The sequence below is a fragment of the Paraburkholderia sp. RL18-101-BIB-B genome (assembly GCF_046026985.1).
Classification (GTDB): Bacteria; Pseudomonadota; Gammaproteobacteria; order Burkholderiales; family Burkholderiaceae; genus Paraburkholderia.
The window spans coordinates 65,148-82,677 of record NZ_JARESV010000024.1 but is presented as its reverse complement, the minus strand read 5'-3'; the positions used below and the strand labels follow the sequence as shown (position 1 = coordinate 82,677).

Here is a 17,530-nt window from a genome sequence, read left to right as displayed (position 1 = left end):
CGTGTCCGAGGCAGAGATTCTGGAGCGCATCCGCGCCATCTTCAAAGAGAACTTCGCAATCGAGCCCGAGCGCGTCACGCCGCAGGCGCATCTGTTCGAAGACCTCGATCTCGACAGCATCGACGCCGTCGACCTCGCGATCAAACTGCAGGAGATGACCGGACGCCGCATCAAGCCGGAAGAGTTCAAGTCGGTGCGCACCGTCGGCGACGTGATCGGTGCGGTCGAATCGCTGCTGGCGGCACAAGGCTGATGCCATCCGTGCGCTCGCGAACGCAAGCGGCGGCGGATCGGGCCGCCGATGCCTCGCCCGGCACTGAGCGCCACCTGGGCAAAACCGTCGTGCAGGTGCTGTTAAAGCTCGCGTACCCCGCGTTGATTCTGTGCGCGTGGAAATGGGACACGCCGCGCTACGTCGGCTGCATGCTGTTTGCGATCCTGTGGCTGCAGCGCTGGGCCGGCAGCGGCCCGGTCGCGACCTCGTTGCGGCGGCTTTCCACAATCGACTGGACCGTGGTCGGTTTGCTGAGCTGCGCGTCGGCGGCGATCGTGTTGACCAATAGCGAGCTGCTGCTGCGTCTTTACCCGTCGCTCGTCAATCTGGGCCTGTTGATCGCGTTCGGGGCGACGCTCGTGCGCGGGCCGTCGATGATCGAAAAGTTCGCGCGCCTCGGCAATCCGAACCTGCCGCCGGGCGCGGTGCGCCATACGCTGCGCGTGACCCAGGTGTGGTGTGCGTTCTTCGCACTGAACGGCGTGTTTTCCGCTTATACCGCGCTGTATTGGAGCCGCGCGAGCTGGTCGCTCTATAACGGCGCGATCGCGTATGTGCTGATCGGTGTGCTGCTGGTGGCCGAGGTCATCTGGCGTTATCTGGTCGTGCTGCCGCGCGCCGCGCGTTCGGAGGCGGCATGATCGCGTTGCATGATCTGTTGTCGGTAGCTGGTGGGACTGCCGTGGTGCATGCGCCCGTATGTCGTGACGGCGCCGCGCTGCTCGATCGCGCGGCGTTTCGCGCGCGCGTCGCCGGGCTGATCGCGCTCGTGCAAACGCAAGCTGCTCAACGCTACGCGTTGTGCATCGACGATCCGTTCGATTTTGCCTGCGCGCTCTTTGCGCTGTTCGCGTGCGGCAAGGAGCCGGTGATTCCGGCCAACTCGACGCCGGGCTATCTCGCCGATCTCGCCGACGCGTATGAAGTCGTGCTGACCGACGCGGATTTGCCGCCATTTGCAGCCGCTGTCGAAGGCAAGGCCGAAGCTGCTGCAGCGCATACGTTCCGCGCGACTTACGCAATCGACCCACAAGCTCCGCTCAGGCTCTACACCTCAGGCAGCAGCGGCCGCCCCAAGCCGATCCGCAAGACGCTCGCGCAATTCAACGCCGAAGTGCACACGCTTGAAAAGCAGTGGGGCGCGCTAGTCGGCGACGCGACGATGCTCGCGAGCGTGCCGCATCACCACATCTACGGTTTGCTGTTTCGCGTGCTCTGGCCGCTTGCAGCCGGCCGTGCCTTCGACCGCGCGGTCAGCATCGAGCCGTTGCATCTACAAGCGCAGATCGACCGATGCGGCGCAGCGGTGATCGTCTCGACGCCCGCACAACTGTCGCGCTGGCCCGCGCTGCCCGGCTTCGCCGACCTGACGCCGGCGCCGCGCGCGTTCTTTTCATCGGGCGGTCCGCTCGCGCTCGAAACCTCGCAGGAATACGCCGCAGCCTACGGCGCGGCGCCGCTCGAGATTTACGGCAGCACGGAAACCGGCGGCATCGCGTGGCGGCGCCAGGATCAGACCGATGCCTGGCAACCGGTGTCGGGCATCGAAGTGCGCCGCGACGAAGACGGCGCGCTGAATGTCCGCTCGCCGCATCTCGATCACGCCGGCTGGCATCGCACCGACGACAAGATCGCCTTCGACGCCGAGGGCCGCTTCCGCCTGCAAGGCCGGCTTGACCGCGTGCTCAAGCTCGACGGTAAGCGCGTCTCGCTGCCGGAACTGGAAGCGCGCCTCGCGCTGCATCCGTATGTGGCGCAAGCGGCGCTCGTGCCGCTGGAAGGCGCCTCGCGCGAGCGCGTCGGCGCCGTCGTGGCGCTGACCGAAGCGGGCGGCGCGGCCTTGCGCGACGACGGTCGCGTGGCGCTCGCGAAAGTCCTGCGCCGGCATCTCGCCGAATATTTCGACGTCGTGGTGCTGCCGCGCCACTGGCGTTTTCGCGTCACGCTGCCGTTCGACGCGCGCGGCAAACTGCCGGTGGCCGCCGTGGCGGCCGCGTTCGAACCGCGCGTCGAAGGCATGGAAGTGCTGGCCGAAGCGCGGAGTGGCGACACGCTGCACTACGAGTTGCGCGTGCCGCCGACGCTCGTGCATTTCGCCGGCCACTTTCCCCGCCTGCCGATTCTGCCCGGCGTCGTCCAGGTCGACTGGGCGATGCGTCTGGCCGCCGAGCATGTGCCAGCCGTGCGCGCGGTGGCGTCTATCGATCGTTTGAAGTTCATGGCGCCGGTGTCGCCGGGTGCGGTGCTCAAGCTCACGCTCGCGCACGACGCGGCGCGCCGGCGCGTGCAGTTCGCGTACCGCGTGAGCGGCCGCGACTGCGCGTCCGGCGTGATCGTCTACGGGGAGGGCGCGTGATGACCTTCTCTCCATGCATCGTCATTCCGATCTACAACCATAAGGACGCGATCGGCGCGACCGTCGCGCATCTGGCGGTTCACGGCCTGCCGTTGTTTGTCGTCGATGATGGCAGCGACGAGGCCACCCAGCAGGTGCTCGCCGCGCTCGCGCAGCAGTACGCGGGACAGCTCACGCTGCTGCGCCTGGCGGTCAACGGCGGCAAGGGCGCGGCGGTGATGGCGGGGCTGCGCGCCGCGCGCAAGGCGGGCTACACGCACGCGTTGCAGATCGACGCCGACGGCCAGCACGACGCCACCGACGTGCCGCGTTTCATCGAAGCGGCGCGCGCCGAACCGGGCGCGGTGATTCTCGGCCGCCCGGTCTACGACGAGAGCGTGCCGAAAGCGCGTCTCTACGGCCGTTACCTGACGCACGTCTGGGTGTGGATCGAAACGCTTTCGCTGACGATCCGCGACTCGATGTGCGGCTTTCGCTTGTATCCGCTGGCGCTCGCCTGCGATCTGATCGACAGCGTGCAACTGCCCACGCGCATGGACTTCGACATCGAGATTCTCGTGCGCCTGTATTGGCGGCGCGCCGCGTTCCGCTCGATTCCGACACGCGTCACCTATGCAAGCGACGGCGTCTCGCATTTCGACGTGCTGTGGGACAACGTTCGCATCAGCCGCAGTCATACGCGGCTCGTGTTCGGCATGCTGTGGCGTCTGCCGATGCTGCTCGCGCACAAGGTGATGCCGCGTCGTTCCGCACTCGCGGACGGGCAGGGCAACGAGAACCAACAGGACTGGTGGCGTATCGCCGAACGCGGCAGCCATCTCGGCATGTCGCTGCTCGCGCTCAGTTGCAAGCTGTTCGGCCGGCGCTTCACCGCGCTGTGGCTGCATCCGATCGTCGCGTATTTTCTGCTGACGGGGCGCGCCGCGCGCGAGGCCTCCAGCAACTACTTCAAGCATCTCGGCGAGGCCGCACCGCATGGCGATACGCCACGTCCGGGCTGGCTGTCCGCGTACCGCCATATGCTGGCGTTCGCGCAATCGGGCTTCGACAAGCTCGCGGCATGGTCGGGCCGCGTGAACAACGCCGACGTCAAATTCGAAGATCCTTCGGCATTCGAAGCGTTGGTGGCGAGCGGCAAGGGCGCGCTCGTGATCGGTGCGCATCTCGGCAATCTGGAAATGACCCGCGCGCTCGCCGCGCAGGGCGCTTATGCCAAGGTCACGGCGGTCGTCTACACGGAGCACGCGCGTCGCTTCAATAGCGTGCTGGCTTCGGCCAATAGCGGGTTCGCGAAGCATCTGCTCGAAGTCAGCGACTTCGGACCCGAGACCGCGATGATGATGCAGGAGCGCGTCGATGCCGGCGAGCTGCTGGTGATCGTCGGCGACCGCGTGCCCGCCCACGAAGCGGGGCGCACGACCGAAGCGCAATTTCTCGGCTCGACCGCGCCGTTCGCGCAAGGTCCGTATGTGCTCGCGCATGCGCTGGGCTGTCCGGTCTACCTGTTCTTCTGTCTGAAAGAGCGCGACGGCTACCGTCTCTATTTCGAACCGTTCGCCGAGCGCATCGACCTGCCGCGCCGCGAACGCGCGCAGCATCTCGCCGCGTGGGCGCAGCGCTATGCCGTGCGTCTCGAACACTATTGCCGCAAGGCACCTTACCAATGGTTCAACTTCTTCGATTTCTGGGCCAGCCCCAAGCGAGGCGCGAATGGCCGAACATGATCTGATCGATGTGCCGAACCCAGGCGCGAACGTGAACAACGCGGCAGTCGTAATAGGCGGGCGCAAGCTGACGATCGAAGAGGTCGTCGCGATTGCGCAGCATCGCGCGCCGGTCGCCTTGAGCGACGATCCGGCGTGGCGCGCGCGCATCCAGCGCGGCGCGGATTTTCTGCGCCGTCATCTGGCCGCGGGCGCGACCGTGTACGGCGTCAACACCGGTTACGGCGACGCCTGCGTGGTCGACGTGCCGATGGAACTGGTCGAAGCCTTGCCGTTGCAACTCACGCGCTATCACGGCTGCGGCATGGGCCAATATCTCGACGACGCGCAAACGCTCGCAGTGATCGCCGCGCGGCTCAACTCGCTCGCTTACGGTTTTTCCGGCGTGCGTCCGGTGTTGCTCGAACGTCTGGCCGATCTGGTCAATCATCGTGTGCTGCCGCGCATTCCGTCGGAAGGTTCGGTGGGCGCGAGCGGCGATCTCACGCCGCTCTCGTATGTGGCCGCCGCGCTTGCAGGTGAACGCGACGTGATGTTCGAAGGACATCTGCGCGACGTGCGCGAAGTGTGGACCGAACTCGGTCACACGCCGCTCACGCTCGCACCGAAAGAAGGGCTCGCGCTGATGAACGGCACCGCCGTGATGACGGGCCTCGCCTGTCTCGCGTTTGCGCGCGCCGATCATCTGACGCGGCTCACGGCGCGCCTGACGGCGTTGTGCACCGTCGCGCTCGACGGCCGCGCCGCGCACTTCGACGCGATGCTCTTCGAAGTGAAGCCGCACGCCGGCCAGGCCGAAGCGGCGGCATGGATTCGCGACGACCTGTCTGGCCGCGACGACACGCCGGGCCACCGTCTGCAGGACCGTTATTCGATTCGCTGCGCGCCGCATGTGATCGGCGTGGCGCGCGATGCGCTCTCGTGGGTGCGCCGCGACGTCGAGAACGAACTGAACAGCGCGAACGACAACCCGCTGATCGATCCGGACAACGAACGCGTGCTGCACGGCGGCAACTTCTACGGCGGCCATATCGCCTTTGCGATGGACTCGCTGAAGGTCGCGGTCGCCAATCTCGCCGATCTGATGGACCGGCAACTCGCACTGCTGGTCGACGTGAATTTCAACAATGGCTTGCCGCGCAATCTGTCGGGCGCGGGGCCCGCGCGTGCCGCGATCAATCACGGTTTCAAGGCGGTGCAGATTTCGTCGTCCGCATGGACCGCTGAAGCCTTGAAGAACACGATGCCCGCGAGCGTCTTTTCGCGCTCCACCGAGGCGCACAATCAGGACAAGGTCAGCATGGGCACGATCGCCGCGCGCGACTGCTTGCGCGTGCTGGAACTGACCGAGCAGGTCGCCGCCGCGCACACGCTCGCGACGGTGCAAGCCGCGCGTCTGCGCTTGAAGATCGACAGCGCGACGCCGGTGCCGGCGCCGCTGCAAGCGTTCATCGACAGCGTCGGCGCGCAGTCGCCGTTCGTCGACGAAGACCGCGCGCTCGAACACGAGTTGCGCGCGCTGACCGCGCGCATTGCCGCGTGCGATCTGGCGAGCGACTCTCGCGGAGGATCGAGCGCATGACCGGTTCCCGCAAAGTGCTGAGTGCGAGCGCGACAGTGGAAGTGCCGTTCCACGATGTCGACGCGATGAACGTGTGCTGGCACGGCCATTATCTGAAGTACTTCGAGATCGGCCGCGCGGCGCTGCTGCGCGCGTTCGACTACGACTATCGCGAGATGCAGGCTTCGGGTTATCTGTGGCCGATCGTGGAAGCGCATCTCAAGTACGTGAAGCCGGCCACCTACGGTCAGCAGATCGAAGTGCGCACGCAACTGCTCGAACACGAAAACCGCCTGAAAATAGGCTATGAAATCGTCGATTGCGCGACCGGCACGCGGCTGACCAAGGGTTATACGATCCAGGTCGCGGTCGATGCCGCCACTCAGGAGTTGCAGTTCGTCTCGCCGCCGGTCGTGTTCGACAAGCTGGAGCGCGTATGGGGACGATGAATCTGCGCGCTGCGATCGCCGGCACATTGAGTGCGCTGAGCGTGCTTGTCGCGACAGTCGTATGGATGGAGCCCGCATCGGCAGCGTCCGCCGCATCGACGAAAGAAGCCGCGCCTGGCAACCCCGCGCTCGTCTCGCAGATCGCCGCGCACCTCGCGCAGGCCAAGGGCGTGCGCGCGCAATTCACGCAGACGCAAACGCTCGCCGCGATGAAGCAGCCGCTCGTCAGCACCGGCTCGCTGCTGTTCTTCCGCGAGCGCGGCGTGGTCTGGCAGATCGACACGCCGTACAAAGCCACCTACGTGATCACCGATGCCGGCGTGACCGAAGTCAACGCCAACGGCCAGCGCGTCACGGCTCACAGCGCGCAGGGCACGCGCGGTGTCGCGCAAGTCTCGAAGATGATGCGCGCGATGCTCGGCGGCGATCTGTCGGCGCTCTACTCGCAATTCGACGTGCAGGCGGAAGGCAGCGCCGCGCAGTGGCGCATGCAACTCACGCCGAACCAGCCGCAGATCGCGCAGTCGATCAAAGGTCTGGAGATGAACGGTGGCGACTATCTGCAGCGTTTGCGCATTACGCTCGCGAACGGCGACGTCACCCAACTCGACTTCACGAAGAGCGCGGCCGTGACCGAACTCACCGCGGCTGAACGCGGTCTGCTCGGAGCGCCGTAATGGAAATGCTGCAACAGCGATCCGCGAAACAGGCGTGGGGCATGCGCACCGCGTGGCTGCTGCTCGCGCTCGTTGCCGCGCTGTATTGCGGCTGGCGGTTCGCGGGACCGTCGCCGCTGCAAACCAATCTGCTCGCGCTATTGCCGGCGACCGAGGCCGATCCGGTCGCCGAAAAGGCAGTCGATACGCTGGCGAGCGCGCTGGGCGACCGCACCGTTTTCCTCGTCACCAGCAACGACGACGCGCACGCGAAAGCCGCGGCGAAACAACTCGGCGCGTCGTTGCAGAAGAGCGGCGCGTTCGGTTCGGTGACGGCGGAATTGCCGCCGTTCGATCTGTCGCAGATCGCTGCGCTGTATATGCCGTATCGCTTCGGCTTGCTGGCGCCGGCGGACCGCGCATCGCTCTCAAACGGCGCGGCGAATACCACATTGCACGACACGCTCGCCCAGCGCATCTACAGCCCGCTGCGCGGCGGGCTCAGCACGCCGCTCGCCGACGATCCGTTCGGCTGGCTCGAACACTGGCTCGGCGGCCTGCCGCTCGCTACATCGAATCTCGAACTCGAAGACAACATGCTGGTTGCGCATCGCGGCGCCGCCACCAGCGTGCTGATCGTCGCGACATTGCCGGGCTCCGCGTACGAAACCAAGACGCAGCGCGCGGTACTCGCAGCGCTCGCACGAGGCGAAAGCGCATTGAAGCAAGCGTTCCCCGATGTCTCCGTGGCGCGAACCGGCGCCGTGTTTTACGCGGAATCGGCGCGCAGCGCATCGGAACATGAAGTGCATCTGATCGGCGTCGCGTCGCTGTGCGGCATCGCGCTTCTGATGATGTGGGTGTTCCGCTCACCGCGTCTGTTGCTGCTCGGTTTCGTATCGACCGCGCTCGGCATTGTCTGCGCGCTTGCGGTGACGATGCTGGTATTCGGCAAGCTGCATCTCTTGACGCTCGTGTTCGGCGCCAGCCTGATCGGCGAGGCCGTCGACTATTCGATTCAATACTTCGTGGTGTATCTCGGCGCGCAGCGCGGCTGGGACGCGGCTCGCGGCGCGCGCGCCGTGCGTCCCGCGTTGAGCGTGGCGCTCGCGACGAGCCTGCTCGGCTACGCGATTCTCACGTGGGTGCCGTTTCCCGCACTCAAGCAGATCGCCTGCTTCGCGATTGCCGGCATTACGACGGCGTTCGCCTCCGTGCTGTGGCTGCTGCCCGCGCTGCTCACGTGCGCGCCCAAACGCAGCCCGAAACGCGTGTTTGCAGGCGCGGCGCGCTTGCTGACAGTGTGGCATCGCACGATCGGCGGCAAGCGCGCGTGGTTGGTGGCTGCGCTGTTGCTGCTGCTGGCGATTCCCGGCTGGCTGCGTCTGACCAGCGACGACGACATCCACCTGCTGATCCAGCGCGATCCCGCGCTCGTCGCGCAGGAAGACAAGGTGCGCGAGGCCGTCGGCGTGGATAACAGCGCGCAGTTTTTCGTCGTGCGCGGCGAGACGCCGGAACTCGTGCTGCAACGCGCGGAAGCATTGGGCACGAAACTGGACGCGTTGAACGGCACTGCGAACAAGGTCGGCAGCTATCAGTCGGTCGCGCAGTTCGTGCCGTCCGCGAAACAGCAGAATGAAGACCGCGCGTTGCTCGCACAACACGTGTTCAACGACCGCGCCGCGTTGCGCGCCACGCTCCTGCAGGCCGGCTTCAAGGACGAAGTCGCCGACGCCTGGATCGCCTCATACGCCAAACCACAAGCGCCGCTCACGATCGACAGGTGGCTCGCGGCGCCGTGGTCGCAACCGTACAAACATCTCTGGCTCGGCGAAGTCGATGCATCGACGAAAGCCTATGCCGCGGTCGTCATTCCGCAGGGCGTGACGCCGCAGAATGAACCCGCGCTGATCGCGACCGCGCAGGGGTTGCCCGGCGTCATGTTCGTCGACAAGGCCGCCAGCGTGTCGAAGCTGTTCGGCGCGTATCGCGTGGATAGCGGCTGGTGGCTCGGCGGCGCGCTGGCCCTCGTGCTCGTTTTGCTGATGCTGCGCTACCGTGTGCGCGGCGGCATCGCCGTGACCTTGCCGGTGCTGCTCGCCGTTGGCGTCACGCTTGCCGTATTCGGCTACGCGCAGGTGCCGCTCAATCTGTTCAATTGGCTGGCGCTGATGCTCGTGCTCGGCGTGGGCGCAAACTATGCCGTGTTCCTGCGCGAAGGCTGCCTGCGCGCGGACGCGGATCTCGGCGCGGTGTGGACGGGCGTGCTGCTGTCGGCGGCCACCACGCTGTTGTCGTTCGGCATGCTCGGCATGAGCGCGATGCCCGCGCTGAAGAGTTTCGGCGCGACACTCGCGCTCGGCATCGCGGTATCGGTATTGCTCGCGCCGATCGGCATGCCATCGGAATCAAGGAGGGCCGCATGAAAGCCCCATCAGTTTATTTGCACGCGCTCGGCATGATCAACGCGCTCGGCGGCGACCTCGACAGCATTGTCCCGGCGCTTGCCGCCGGCCGTTCGCCCGGCATGGCGAACGCGCATACGGGGATCGGCGAGGCGTTCGTCGGCAGCGTGCTCGCGCCGCTCGACCTTGCGCCGCCCGCTGAACTCGCCCGTTACGACTGCCGCAACAACCGCTTGCTGCTCGCCGCGCTGGCGCAGATTGCCGCCGCTGTCGAAGCGGCGCGCGAGCGCTACGGCGCGCATCGCATCGGCGTGGTGCTCGGCACCAGCACGTCGGGCATCGAGGCCGCCGAAGCCGCGTTCGTCTATCAGGCGCAAGCGGGGGATCTACCCGCGAACTTCAACTACCGGCAAATGGAAATCGGCACGGCGGCGCCGTTCGCCGCCGCCGTGCTCGGCGTGCATGGTCCGGCGTTCACGATCTCGACCGCATGCACATCGAGCGCGAAAGCCTTCGCGTCGGCGCGCCGGCTGCTGCAGTTGCAACTGTGCGACGCCGTCGTGGTGGGTGGCGTCGATTCGCTGTGCGAGCTGACGGTGCAGGGTTTCGCCTCGCTTGAATCGACCAGCAACGTGCGCAGCAATCCGATGAGCCACAATCGTTGCGGGATCAATGTCGGCGAAGGCGCGGCGGTGTTCCTCATGAGCCGTGACGAAGCGGCGGTGCGGCTCGCGGGCGTCGGCGAATCGAGCGACGCGCATCACATTTCGTCGCCGGACCCGCGCGGCGTGGGCGGCGAACTCGCGCTGCGCGCGGCGCTCGCCGATGCGGGCATCGAGCCGTCGGCGATCGGCTATGTGAATCTGCACGCTACCGCCACGCGCAAGAACGACGAGATGGAAGCGGGTTTGATGTCGCGAGTGTTTGCACAAGGCGTAGCGACGAGCGGTACCAAGCCGTTGACCGGCCACCAGCTCGGCGCGGCGGGCGCGACTGAACTCGGCTTCACGTGGCTCGCGCTCGCGCATGACAACGTGCCGCTGCCGCGTCATCTGTGGGACGGCGAGGCCGATCCCGCGCTGCCTGCACTGGACCTGGTCGTTAGCGAACGCTTCATGCCGCGAGGCGGCGTGCAATACGCGATGAGCAATTCGTTTGCTTTCGGCGGCAGCAATGTCAGCCTCGTCCTTGCCCGATGAGTTGCCCGATGAGTTGCCCGATGAACCAAGCGATGAACCCGACGCCCACCGTTGACGAACTGGTCCAGCAGCCGATCGAAGCGATCATCCCGCATCGCGGCACCATGTTGCTGATCGACGCCGTGGACACGTTCAGCGAAGAAACGCTCAGCGCGCGCGCCACGGTGCGCGCGGACGCATGGTATGCCGACGCCGACGGCGCCATGCCCGCGTGGATCGGCATCGAACTGATGGCGCAGGCGATCGCCGCGCACGTCGCGTTGCTGGCCATGCGCGGCGGCGGCCGCGCGCGGCCCGGCGTGCTGCTCGGCTCGCGCAGCTACAAGGCATTGCAGCCGTCGTTCGCGGGCGGCGCGCAGCTCTCGATCCACGTCGCGGAACTGCTGCGCAGCGAAGAGGGCCACGGCGCTTACGAATGCACGATCCGGCACGGCGACGCGAGTTGCGCCGAAGCCGTCATCAAGGTTTTTCAACCGCGCGATTTTCAGTCATTCATCGAAGGGGGTTTCAGTTCATGAGCCGGCGTGTTCTCGTTACCGGCGCAAGCCGCGGCATCGGCCGCGCGATTGCGTACAAGTTGGCTGCCGACGGCTTCGCGGTATCCGTGCACTGCCGCACGGGACGCAGTGAAGCGGACGCGGTTGCGACGGGCATCGCCGCGCAGGGCGGCACGGCGCGCGTGCTGCAGTTCGACGTGCGCGAGCGCGCCGTGTGCCGCGAAGTACTCGAAGCGGACGTCGCGGCGCACGGCCCGTACTACGGCATCGTGTGCAGCGCGGGCGTGACGCGCGACGCCGCGTTCCCCGCGCTCACCGAGGAAGATTGGGACATCGTGATCGAAACCGGTCTCGACTCGTTCTATAACGTCGTCCATCCGTTGACCATGCCGATGGTGCGCGCCCGCAAGGGCGGCCGCATCGTCACCATCGCTTCGGTGTCCGGCGTGATGGGCAACCGCGGCCAGGTCAACTACAGCGCGGCGAAGGCCGGCCTGATCGGCGCGAGCAAGGCGCTCGCCGTCGAACTGGCGTCGCGCAACATCACCGTCAATTGCGTGGCGCCGGGTCTGATCGAGACCGGCATGCTCGACGAAATGCCGCTCGAGCAGGCGCTGAAAACGGTGCCGATGAACCGCGTCGGCCAGCCTGCCGAGGTGGCGTCCGTGGTCAGCTTCCTGATGTCGGATGCGGCCTCGTATGTCACGCGTCAGGTGATCGGCGTCAACGGCGGGATGATCTGATGAAGCGCGTCGTCATTACCGGCATGGGCGGCGTCACGGCGTTGGGCGATAGCTGGGACGTGATCGAAACGCGTTTGAAGAGCGGCGTGAACGCCGTGCGCCGCATGCCCGAGTGGGATTACTTCGAATCGCTGCATACGCGGCTCGCGTGTCCGTTGCCGGGTTTCACGGCGCCCGCGCATTATCCGCGCAAGAAGACCCGCTCGATGGGGCCGGTGTCGATGTATTCGGTGCGCGCCAGCGAACTGGCGCTCGCCGACGCGGGCCTCGCCGACGATGCCACCATCAAGGACGGCCGCATGGGCGTCGCGTATGGTTCGTCGTCCGGTTCGGTGCAGCCGATCCGCGCGTTCGGCACGATGCTAGAAACCGGCTCGATGAGCGACGTCACGTCGAACAGCTACGTGCAGATGATGCCGCACACCACCGCGGTCAACGTCAGCCTGTTCTGGGATCTGAAAGGGCGGATCATTCCGACCTCGTGTGCGTGCGCGTCGGGCAGCCAGGCGATCGGCTATGCGTACGAAGCGATCCAGAGCGGCAAGCAGACGCTGATGCTGGCCGGCGGCGCGGAGGAACTGTCAGGGCCGGCTGTCGCCGTGTTCGACACGCTTTACGCCACCAGCACGCGCAACGACGAACCGCATCTGACGCCGCGTCCGTTCGACGCCGCGCGTGACGGCCTCGTGGTCGGCGAAGGCGCGGCCACGCTGGTGCTCGAGGAATACGAGCATGCAATGGCGCGCGGTGCGCGGATTCACGCGGAGATCGTCGGTTTCGGCTGCAACTCGGACGGCGCGCATATGACCCAGCCGACCGCCGAAACCATGGCGCTAGCGATGCAACTCGCGCTCAACGACGCCCAACTGCCGCCTGAAGCGATCGAGTATGTGAACGCGCACGGCACCTCGACGGATCGCGGCGACATTGCCGAAAGCCATGCGACCGCACAGACCTTCGGCGCGCGCATGCCGATCAGCTCGCTCAAGAGCTATGTCGGCCACACGCTCGGCGCGTGCGGCGCGCTCGAAGCGTGGTGGACCATCGAGATGATGAAGCGCAACTGGTATGCGCCGACCTTGAACCTGGAGAACGTCGATCCGGCCTGCGCGTCGCTCGATTACATCGTCGGCACGGGGCGTGAGATGGACGCCGGATACGTGATGAGCAACAACTTCGCGTTCGGCGGCATCAACACGTCGCTGATTTTCAGGCGCGTTCGATGAGCGTGGCTTTGCAACGCGTGGTCGTGACCGGCATGGGCATCGTGTCGTGTCTCGGCAATACGCTCGATGAAGTCTCCGCTGCCTTGCGCGAGGGCCGCTCGCGGATCGAGCGGATCGACGCGTGGCGCGAGCGTGGCTTCGCCTCGCAGGTCGCAGGCGTCGCCTCGGTCGCGCACGAGCCGCCGTTCGAGCGCAAGCTCGAACGCTTCATGGGCGACACCGCGCGCTTCGCGTGTCATGCCGCGCGCAAGGCGATCGACGATGCGGGGCTCGACGCTGCGCAGTTGCGCTCGCCGCGCGTGGGCACGGTGATCGGTTCGGGCGTCGGCAACATGTCCACTTACGACGCGGCCATGGCGATCGCGCATGCCCGTGGCGTCGACAAAGTGCCGCCGTATACGGTGCCGCATGCGATGAGCAGCACCGCGTCGGCCAATGTCGCGCAGGTATTCGGGCTCGAAGGCGTCAGCTATTCACCGTCGTCGGCGTGCACGACTTCGGCGCTCGCGATCGGGCAGGCGATGCAATTGATCCAGACCGGCCGACAGCAGATCGTGCTGGCCGGCGGCAGCGAGTCGCTGCACGACAACATGACGCTGATGTTCGACGCGATGGGCGCGTTGTCGCGCCGCTTCAACGACACGCCGCAGAAGGCATCGCGTCCCTACGACACGGAGCGTGACGGTTTCGTGATCGCGTCGGGCGGCGGCGTGCTGGTGCTCGAATCGCTCGATCACGCGCTTGCACGCGGCGCGCGGATCTACGCGGAGCTCACCGGTTTCGGCGACTGCACGGACAGCGGCGGCATGGTCACGCCGCGCGCAGCGGGGATCGCGCGGGCCATGCGCGGCGCGCTGAACGAAGCGGGCAAACGGCCTGACTACGTCAACACGCACGCACCGTCGACACCGCTCGGCGACCTGGAAGAACTGCATGCGTTGAACGAGGTGTTCGGCGCGGCGTTCGATCATCGCGTGCCGGCGTTTTCGTCGACCAAGGGTATGACGGGGCATCCGCTCGGCGCGTGCGGCGCGCACGAGGCGATCTACACGCTGCTGATGATGCGCGACGGTTTCATCGCGGGCACGGCGGATATCGACACGCGGGAGCCGGCTCTCGACGGCATGCCGCTCGTGCGCACGACGCGCGAGGCGCGCATCGGCACGGCGATGTCGGTGTCGTACGGGTTCGGCGGCAGTTGCGCGAGCCTGATGTTCGAAGCATGACAGGGCGGCTGAAAACGGCCGCGACTTTATAAAAAAACGAGGGCGATAAGAATGAAAAGAGCAGGTGCATTGGGCGCGCTGGCAGTCATGGCGCTGACGCTGGCGGGTTGCGCCACGCAGGTGAAGTCGCTGCCGCTCGCGGCGGCGGGCGGCCAATCGCGCGGCAACGTGCCGGTGTATTTCGGTCAGCAGGACCACCCGGCGGTCAAGAGCCGGTTGGGCGACGTGTCGTACTCCGTGCGGATCGCGCGCAAGGTCGCCGGTCCCGACGACGCTTGCCACGAAGCGCTCGCCGACGCCGTGCAGAAGCTGCGCGCCGCGGCCAGCGAACGCCACGCCAATGCCGTGATCGATGTGTCGACGCGTTTTCATAGCACCGAGAGCAACTCGTCGACCGAATTCACTTGCGGCGTCAGTCCGAGCGCCGCCGCGATCGCCGTAAGCGGCCAGCTCGTCGTGCTGGAATCGAACTGAGCCGAATCGGGCCGATTGAAATAGAACTCACAGAGCAACAACAACCACCAAGGAGTCTCAATGAAACGCCATCTGCTGTTTGCCGCATTGTTTGCATCGTTTGCCACGCTGAGCGCCACGCCGGCTTTTGCCCGCGATACGGTCAACAACTATCCGGTCGATCAGGCCTTGCAAAGCGAACCCGGCAAAGTGAGCGAAGACATCGCACTGTACTTCGCGGGCCAACGCCATCCGTCTGTCGTGAAGACGATAGGCGAATTCGCGACCAACAAGAAGACCAACGCGTTCGGCAAGAGCGATTTGCAAGCCTGCCAACACGTGTTCCTCTCGGCGGTGATCGAGTTGCAGGAACGCGCGCGCAAGGAAGGCGGCAACGCGGTGATCAATATCAAGAGCAACTACAAGAACGAATTGCGTGAGAGCGCGACTGAGTACACCTGTGGCGCGGGCGCGGTGATCGCCGGTGTCGCGTTGACGGGCGAAGTGGTGACGTTGCGCAAGTAACACCTGGTCGGCGCAAGTCCGTACGGGGGTACGTATGCGCGCGAGGAAAGCTGGAAGGCGGCATGCGCGCCGCCGCCTCGCGCTGTTTTACCGCACCTGGCCCGCGCCTTGCTGCGCATTAACCGGCTTTGACCGCCGCCACATTGACCAGCGTTTCACGACGCTTGCCGGGTTGCGGATGGGTCAGGCCGAGCCGTTCGAGAAGACCGAAGTCTTTCGCGCGGCTCCACCAGAGGTAGGGCAGCGAGACATTGCGCTCGCTGAAGCTGAAGCCGCCGCGGCGGATCATGTCGAGGTAGCCGTCGGCGCTTTTTTGCACGTGCATCGGATGACGGAACAGCAGCCGGATCACCCACGATTTGATGTACGCGTCGGTGGATTCGGCGAACAGCAGCACGCCGCCCGGTTTGAGCACGCGGCGGAACTCGGCGAGCGCGCGGTCCTGTTCGACGAGGTGATGGAAGGTTTGATGGCAGAACACGATATCGGCGCTCGCGTCGGGCAGCGGCAGTTTCGCGCAGTCGCCGTGCAGCAGCTCGATCTCTGCTAGCTTGTCGCGGCAGGCGCTCGCTGCCTGAGCGGCAAGCGTCAACGACGGCTCGTGGAAGTCGATGCCGACGAGGCGGCGCGGCTTGAACGCCTCGGCGAGCAGACGGAAGGAAATGCCCTGGCCGCAGCCGACGTCGACGATCACCGACGCCTCGGGCAAGGGCGTGTCGATCAGGCGTTTGAGGTCGTTGATCGCGACCCGCAGCACATGATGTTCCCAGGTGTAGGTACGCAGGAACCAGATCCCGAAAGCGGTTTCCGGCACGAATGGCACACTGGATGTTTCGGATGGCGACACGCTGGGCTCCCCGGCGAAATAGCGTTCTTGCTGTGCCCCGCGAAGAGTCCCGTCGGGGCGTTGAAGTGCAATTGTAACGAGACGTAAGGATGCAGCGAAACGCTGCTCCGGGCAAGCCAAACGATTGAGGCAAATTTGAGTACACATTCGTCAAAGCGCACGACCGTCGATGTCGTGATCATCGGTGCCGGACCGGCAGGCGCGGTCGCGGCTGCATTGCTGCGCAAGTCCGGGCGTTCCGTGCTGGTGCTGGAGCGCCAGCACTTTCCGCGCTTTTCCATCGGCGAGAGCCTGCTGCCGCAGAGCATGGCCTATCTCGAAGAGGCCGGCATGCTGCAGGCCGTGGTCGAAGCGGGCTTCCAGTACAAGAACGGCGCGCATTTCGTGTATCGCGATCAGTCGTCGGCGTTCGACTTCCGCGACAAGCATTCGCCGGGTTGGGGCACCACCTACCAGGTCGAGCGCGCGGTATTCGACGATATTCTGATTCGCTGCGCGGCGGAGCAGGGTGCCGACGTGCGCTTCGGCCATACCGTGCGCGCGGTTCATCCGGGCGTCACGCCTTTGGTCGATGTGGTCGACGAAGCGGATCACGCCTATCAGATCGAAGCGCGTTTCGTGTTCGACGCAAGCGGCTTCGGGCGCGTTTTGCCGCGCCTGCTGAATCTCGAAGCGCCGACGCGGATGCCGACGCGCGCCGCGATCTTCACGCATGTGCAGGACGGCATTCCGGCCGGCATGACCGACCGCAACAAGATTTGCGTGGCGACGCATCCCGAACACCGCGATGTATGGTTCTGGATGATTCCGCTGGCGGGCGGACGTTCGTCGGTGGGCTGTGTCGCCGAGGCGAGTTTCCTCGACGTGCCGGAGGCGGAGCGCGATACGAAATTGCGCGCGCTGATCCAGCAGGAGCCGACGCTCAACCGCCTGATCGGCAACGCGCCGTTCCTGATGCCGGTGCGCCACATCGGTGGCTATGCGGCGAACGTTGAGCGTCTGCATGGGCCGGGGTACGCGCTGCTCGGCAATGCGGGCGAGTTTCTCGATCCGGTATTTTCGTCCGGCGTGACGATCGCGCTGCGCTCGGCGCAACTCGCGGTGCAGACCTTGAACCGGCAACTGGACGGCGCACAGGTCGACTGGTCGGCCGCTTACGACGTGCCGTTGCGCAAGGGGATCGATACGTTCCGCGCTTTCGTCGAGCGTTGGTATTCCGGTGCGTTGCAGGACATCATTTTTTATCCGGACCAGACGCCTTCGATTCGCCGCATGATCAGCGCGGTGCTGGCGGGTTATGCGTGGGATGAGTCGAATCCGTATGTCGCGGATCCGGTGCGTCGGTTGAATGCGTTGCATGAGGTTTGCATGCAGCGGTGAGCTAGC

General features: G+C 65.9%; 17 protein-coding genes. 16 read left to right on the top strand and 1 reads right to left on the bottom strand.

Going from position 1 to position 17,530, the window contains the following annotated elements:
• The first annotated feature begins 1 nt into the window (after nucleotide 1).
• From P0D73_RS28355 to P0D73_RS28285, 15 genes are read left to right on the top strand one after another with little or no spacing between them, the layout of a single operon-like run.
• Entirely contained in the window at nucleotides 2-253 is a 252-nt protein-coding gene (locus P0D73_RS28355) for an acyl carrier protein (RefSeq protein ID WP_408286894.1), read from the top strand.
• Nucleotides 253-915, top strand: coding sequence for a COG4648 family protein (locus P0D73_RS28350; RefSeq protein WP_408216193.1), 663 nt, complete (start codon nucleotides 253-255; stop codon nucleotides 913-915). Before P0D73_RS28355 ends, P0D73_RS28350 begins: the two co-directional genes overlap by 1 nt.
• A complete protein-coding gene (locus P0D73_RS28345) occupies nucleotides 912-2,630 on the top strand; it encodes an ApeI family dehydratase (RefSeq protein ID WP_408433724.1) in 1,719 nt (572 codons plus the stop codon). The genes P0D73_RS28350 and P0D73_RS28345 overlap by 4 nt, the downstream gene beginning before the upstream one ends.
• The gene (locus P0D73_RS28340) at nucleotides 2,630-4,354 is read left to right on the top strand and encodes a glycosyltransferase family 2 protein (RefSeq protein WP_408433721.1); all 1,725 of its coding nucleotides are present in this window, start codon (nucleotides 2,630-2,632) and stop codon (nucleotides 4,352-4,354) included. The genes P0D73_RS28345 and P0D73_RS28340 overlap by 1 nt, the downstream gene beginning before the upstream one ends.
• Complete coding sequence (locus P0D73_RS28335) at nucleotides 4,341-5,936, top strand: HAL/PAL/TAL family ammonia-lyase (RefSeq protein ID WP_408433718.1); 1,596 nt, start codon at nucleotides 4,341-4,343, stop codon at nucleotides 5,934-5,936. The genes P0D73_RS28340 and P0D73_RS28335 overlap by 14 nt, the downstream gene beginning before the upstream one ends.
• Nucleotides 5,933-6,364 (top strand): acyl-CoA thioesterase, encoded by a 432-nt coding sequence (locus P0D73_RS28330; RefSeq protein ID WP_132373468.1) that lies wholly within the window; start codon nucleotides 5,933-5,935, stop codon nucleotides 6,362-6,364. The genes P0D73_RS28335 and P0D73_RS28330 overlap by 4 nt, the downstream gene beginning before the upstream one ends.
• Nucleotides 6,352-7,041: an outer membrane lipoprotein carrier protein LolA gene (locus P0D73_RS28325; RefSeq protein ID WP_408433715.1), complete on the top strand. Its 690-nt coding sequence runs from the start codon at nucleotides 6,352-6,354 to the stop codon at nucleotides 7,039-7,041. The genes P0D73_RS28330 and P0D73_RS28325 overlap by 13 nt, the downstream gene beginning before the upstream one ends.
• Nucleotides 7,041-9,449, top strand: coding sequence for an MMPL family transporter (locus P0D73_RS28320; protein ID WP_408433713.1), 2,409 nt, complete (start codon nucleotides 7,041-7,043; stop codon nucleotides 9,447-9,449). The genes P0D73_RS28325 and P0D73_RS28320 overlap by 1 nt, the downstream gene beginning before the upstream one ends.
• Nucleotides 9,446-10,627, top strand: coding sequence for a beta-ketoacyl-[acyl-carrier-protein] synthase family protein (locus tag P0D73_RS28315; RefSeq protein ID WP_408433711.1), 1,182 nt, complete (start codon nucleotides 9,446-9,448; stop codon nucleotides 10,625-10,627). Before P0D73_RS28320 ends, P0D73_RS28315 begins: the two co-directional genes overlap by 4 nt.
• A gap of 32 nt (nucleotides 10,628-10,659) precedes the next feature.
• Nucleotides 10,660-11,145: a hotdog family protein gene (locus P0D73_RS28310; RefSeq protein WP_408433763.1), complete on the top strand. Its 486-nt coding sequence runs from the start codon at nucleotides 10,660-10,662 to the stop codon at nucleotides 11,143-11,145.
• Complete coding sequence (locus P0D73_RS28305; RefSeq protein WP_012434023.1) at nucleotides 11,142-11,867, top strand: 3-ketoacyl-ACP reductase FabG2; 726 nt, start codon at nucleotides 11,142-11,144, stop codon at nucleotides 11,865-11,867. The genes P0D73_RS28310 and P0D73_RS28305 overlap by 4 nt, the downstream gene beginning before the upstream one ends.
• Nucleotides 11,867-13,093, top strand: a complete 1,227-nt coding sequence (locus P0D73_RS28300) for a beta-ketoacyl-ACP synthase (RefSeq protein WP_408317132.1) — start codon at nucleotides 11,867-11,869, stop codon at nucleotides 13,091-13,093. Before P0D73_RS28305 ends, P0D73_RS28300 begins: the two co-directional genes overlap by 1 nt.
• Nucleotides 13,090-14,319, top strand: coding sequence for a beta-ketoacyl-[acyl-carrier-protein] synthase family protein (locus P0D73_RS28295; RefSeq protein WP_408433708.1), 1,230 nt, complete (start codon nucleotides 13,090-13,092; stop codon nucleotides 14,317-14,319). Before P0D73_RS28300 ends, P0D73_RS28295 begins: the two co-directional genes overlap by 4 nt.
• Before the next feature lie 51 nt (nucleotides 14,320-14,370).
• Nucleotides 14,371-14,793 (top strand): signal peptidase, encoded by a 423-nt coding sequence (locus P0D73_RS28290; protein WP_408180570.1) that lies wholly within the window; start codon nucleotides 14,371-14,373, stop codon nucleotides 14,791-14,793.
• Nucleotides 14,794-14,853: 60 nt separating this feature from the next.
• Entirely contained in the window at nucleotides 14,854-15,297 is a 444-nt protein-coding gene (locus P0D73_RS28285) for an excinuclease ABC subunit A (protein ID WP_408180571.1), read from the top strand.
• 118 nt (nucleotides 15,298-15,415) lie between these two features.
• Here P0D73_RS28285 and P0D73_RS28280 read toward each other — a convergent pair whose 3' ends face one another.
• Nucleotides 15,416-16,144 carry a class I SAM-dependent methyltransferase gene (locus P0D73_RS28280; protein WP_408433705.1) on the bottom strand — a complete coding sequence of 243 codons (729 nt, stop codon included), beginning with the start codon at nucleotides 16,142-16,144 and terminating at the stop codon, nucleotides 15,416-15,418.
• Nucleotides 16,145-16,279: 135 nt separating this feature from the next.
• Between P0D73_RS28280 and P0D73_RS28275 the strand changes: the two genes are divergently transcribed.
• On the top strand, nucleotides 16,280-17,524 hold the full coding sequence (locus tag P0D73_RS28275) for an NAD(P)/FAD-dependent oxidoreductase (RefSeq protein ID WP_132373476.1): 1,245 nt from the start codon (nucleotides 16,280-16,282) through the stop codon (nucleotides 17,522-17,524).
• Nucleotides 17,525-17,530: the final 6 nt, after the last annotated feature.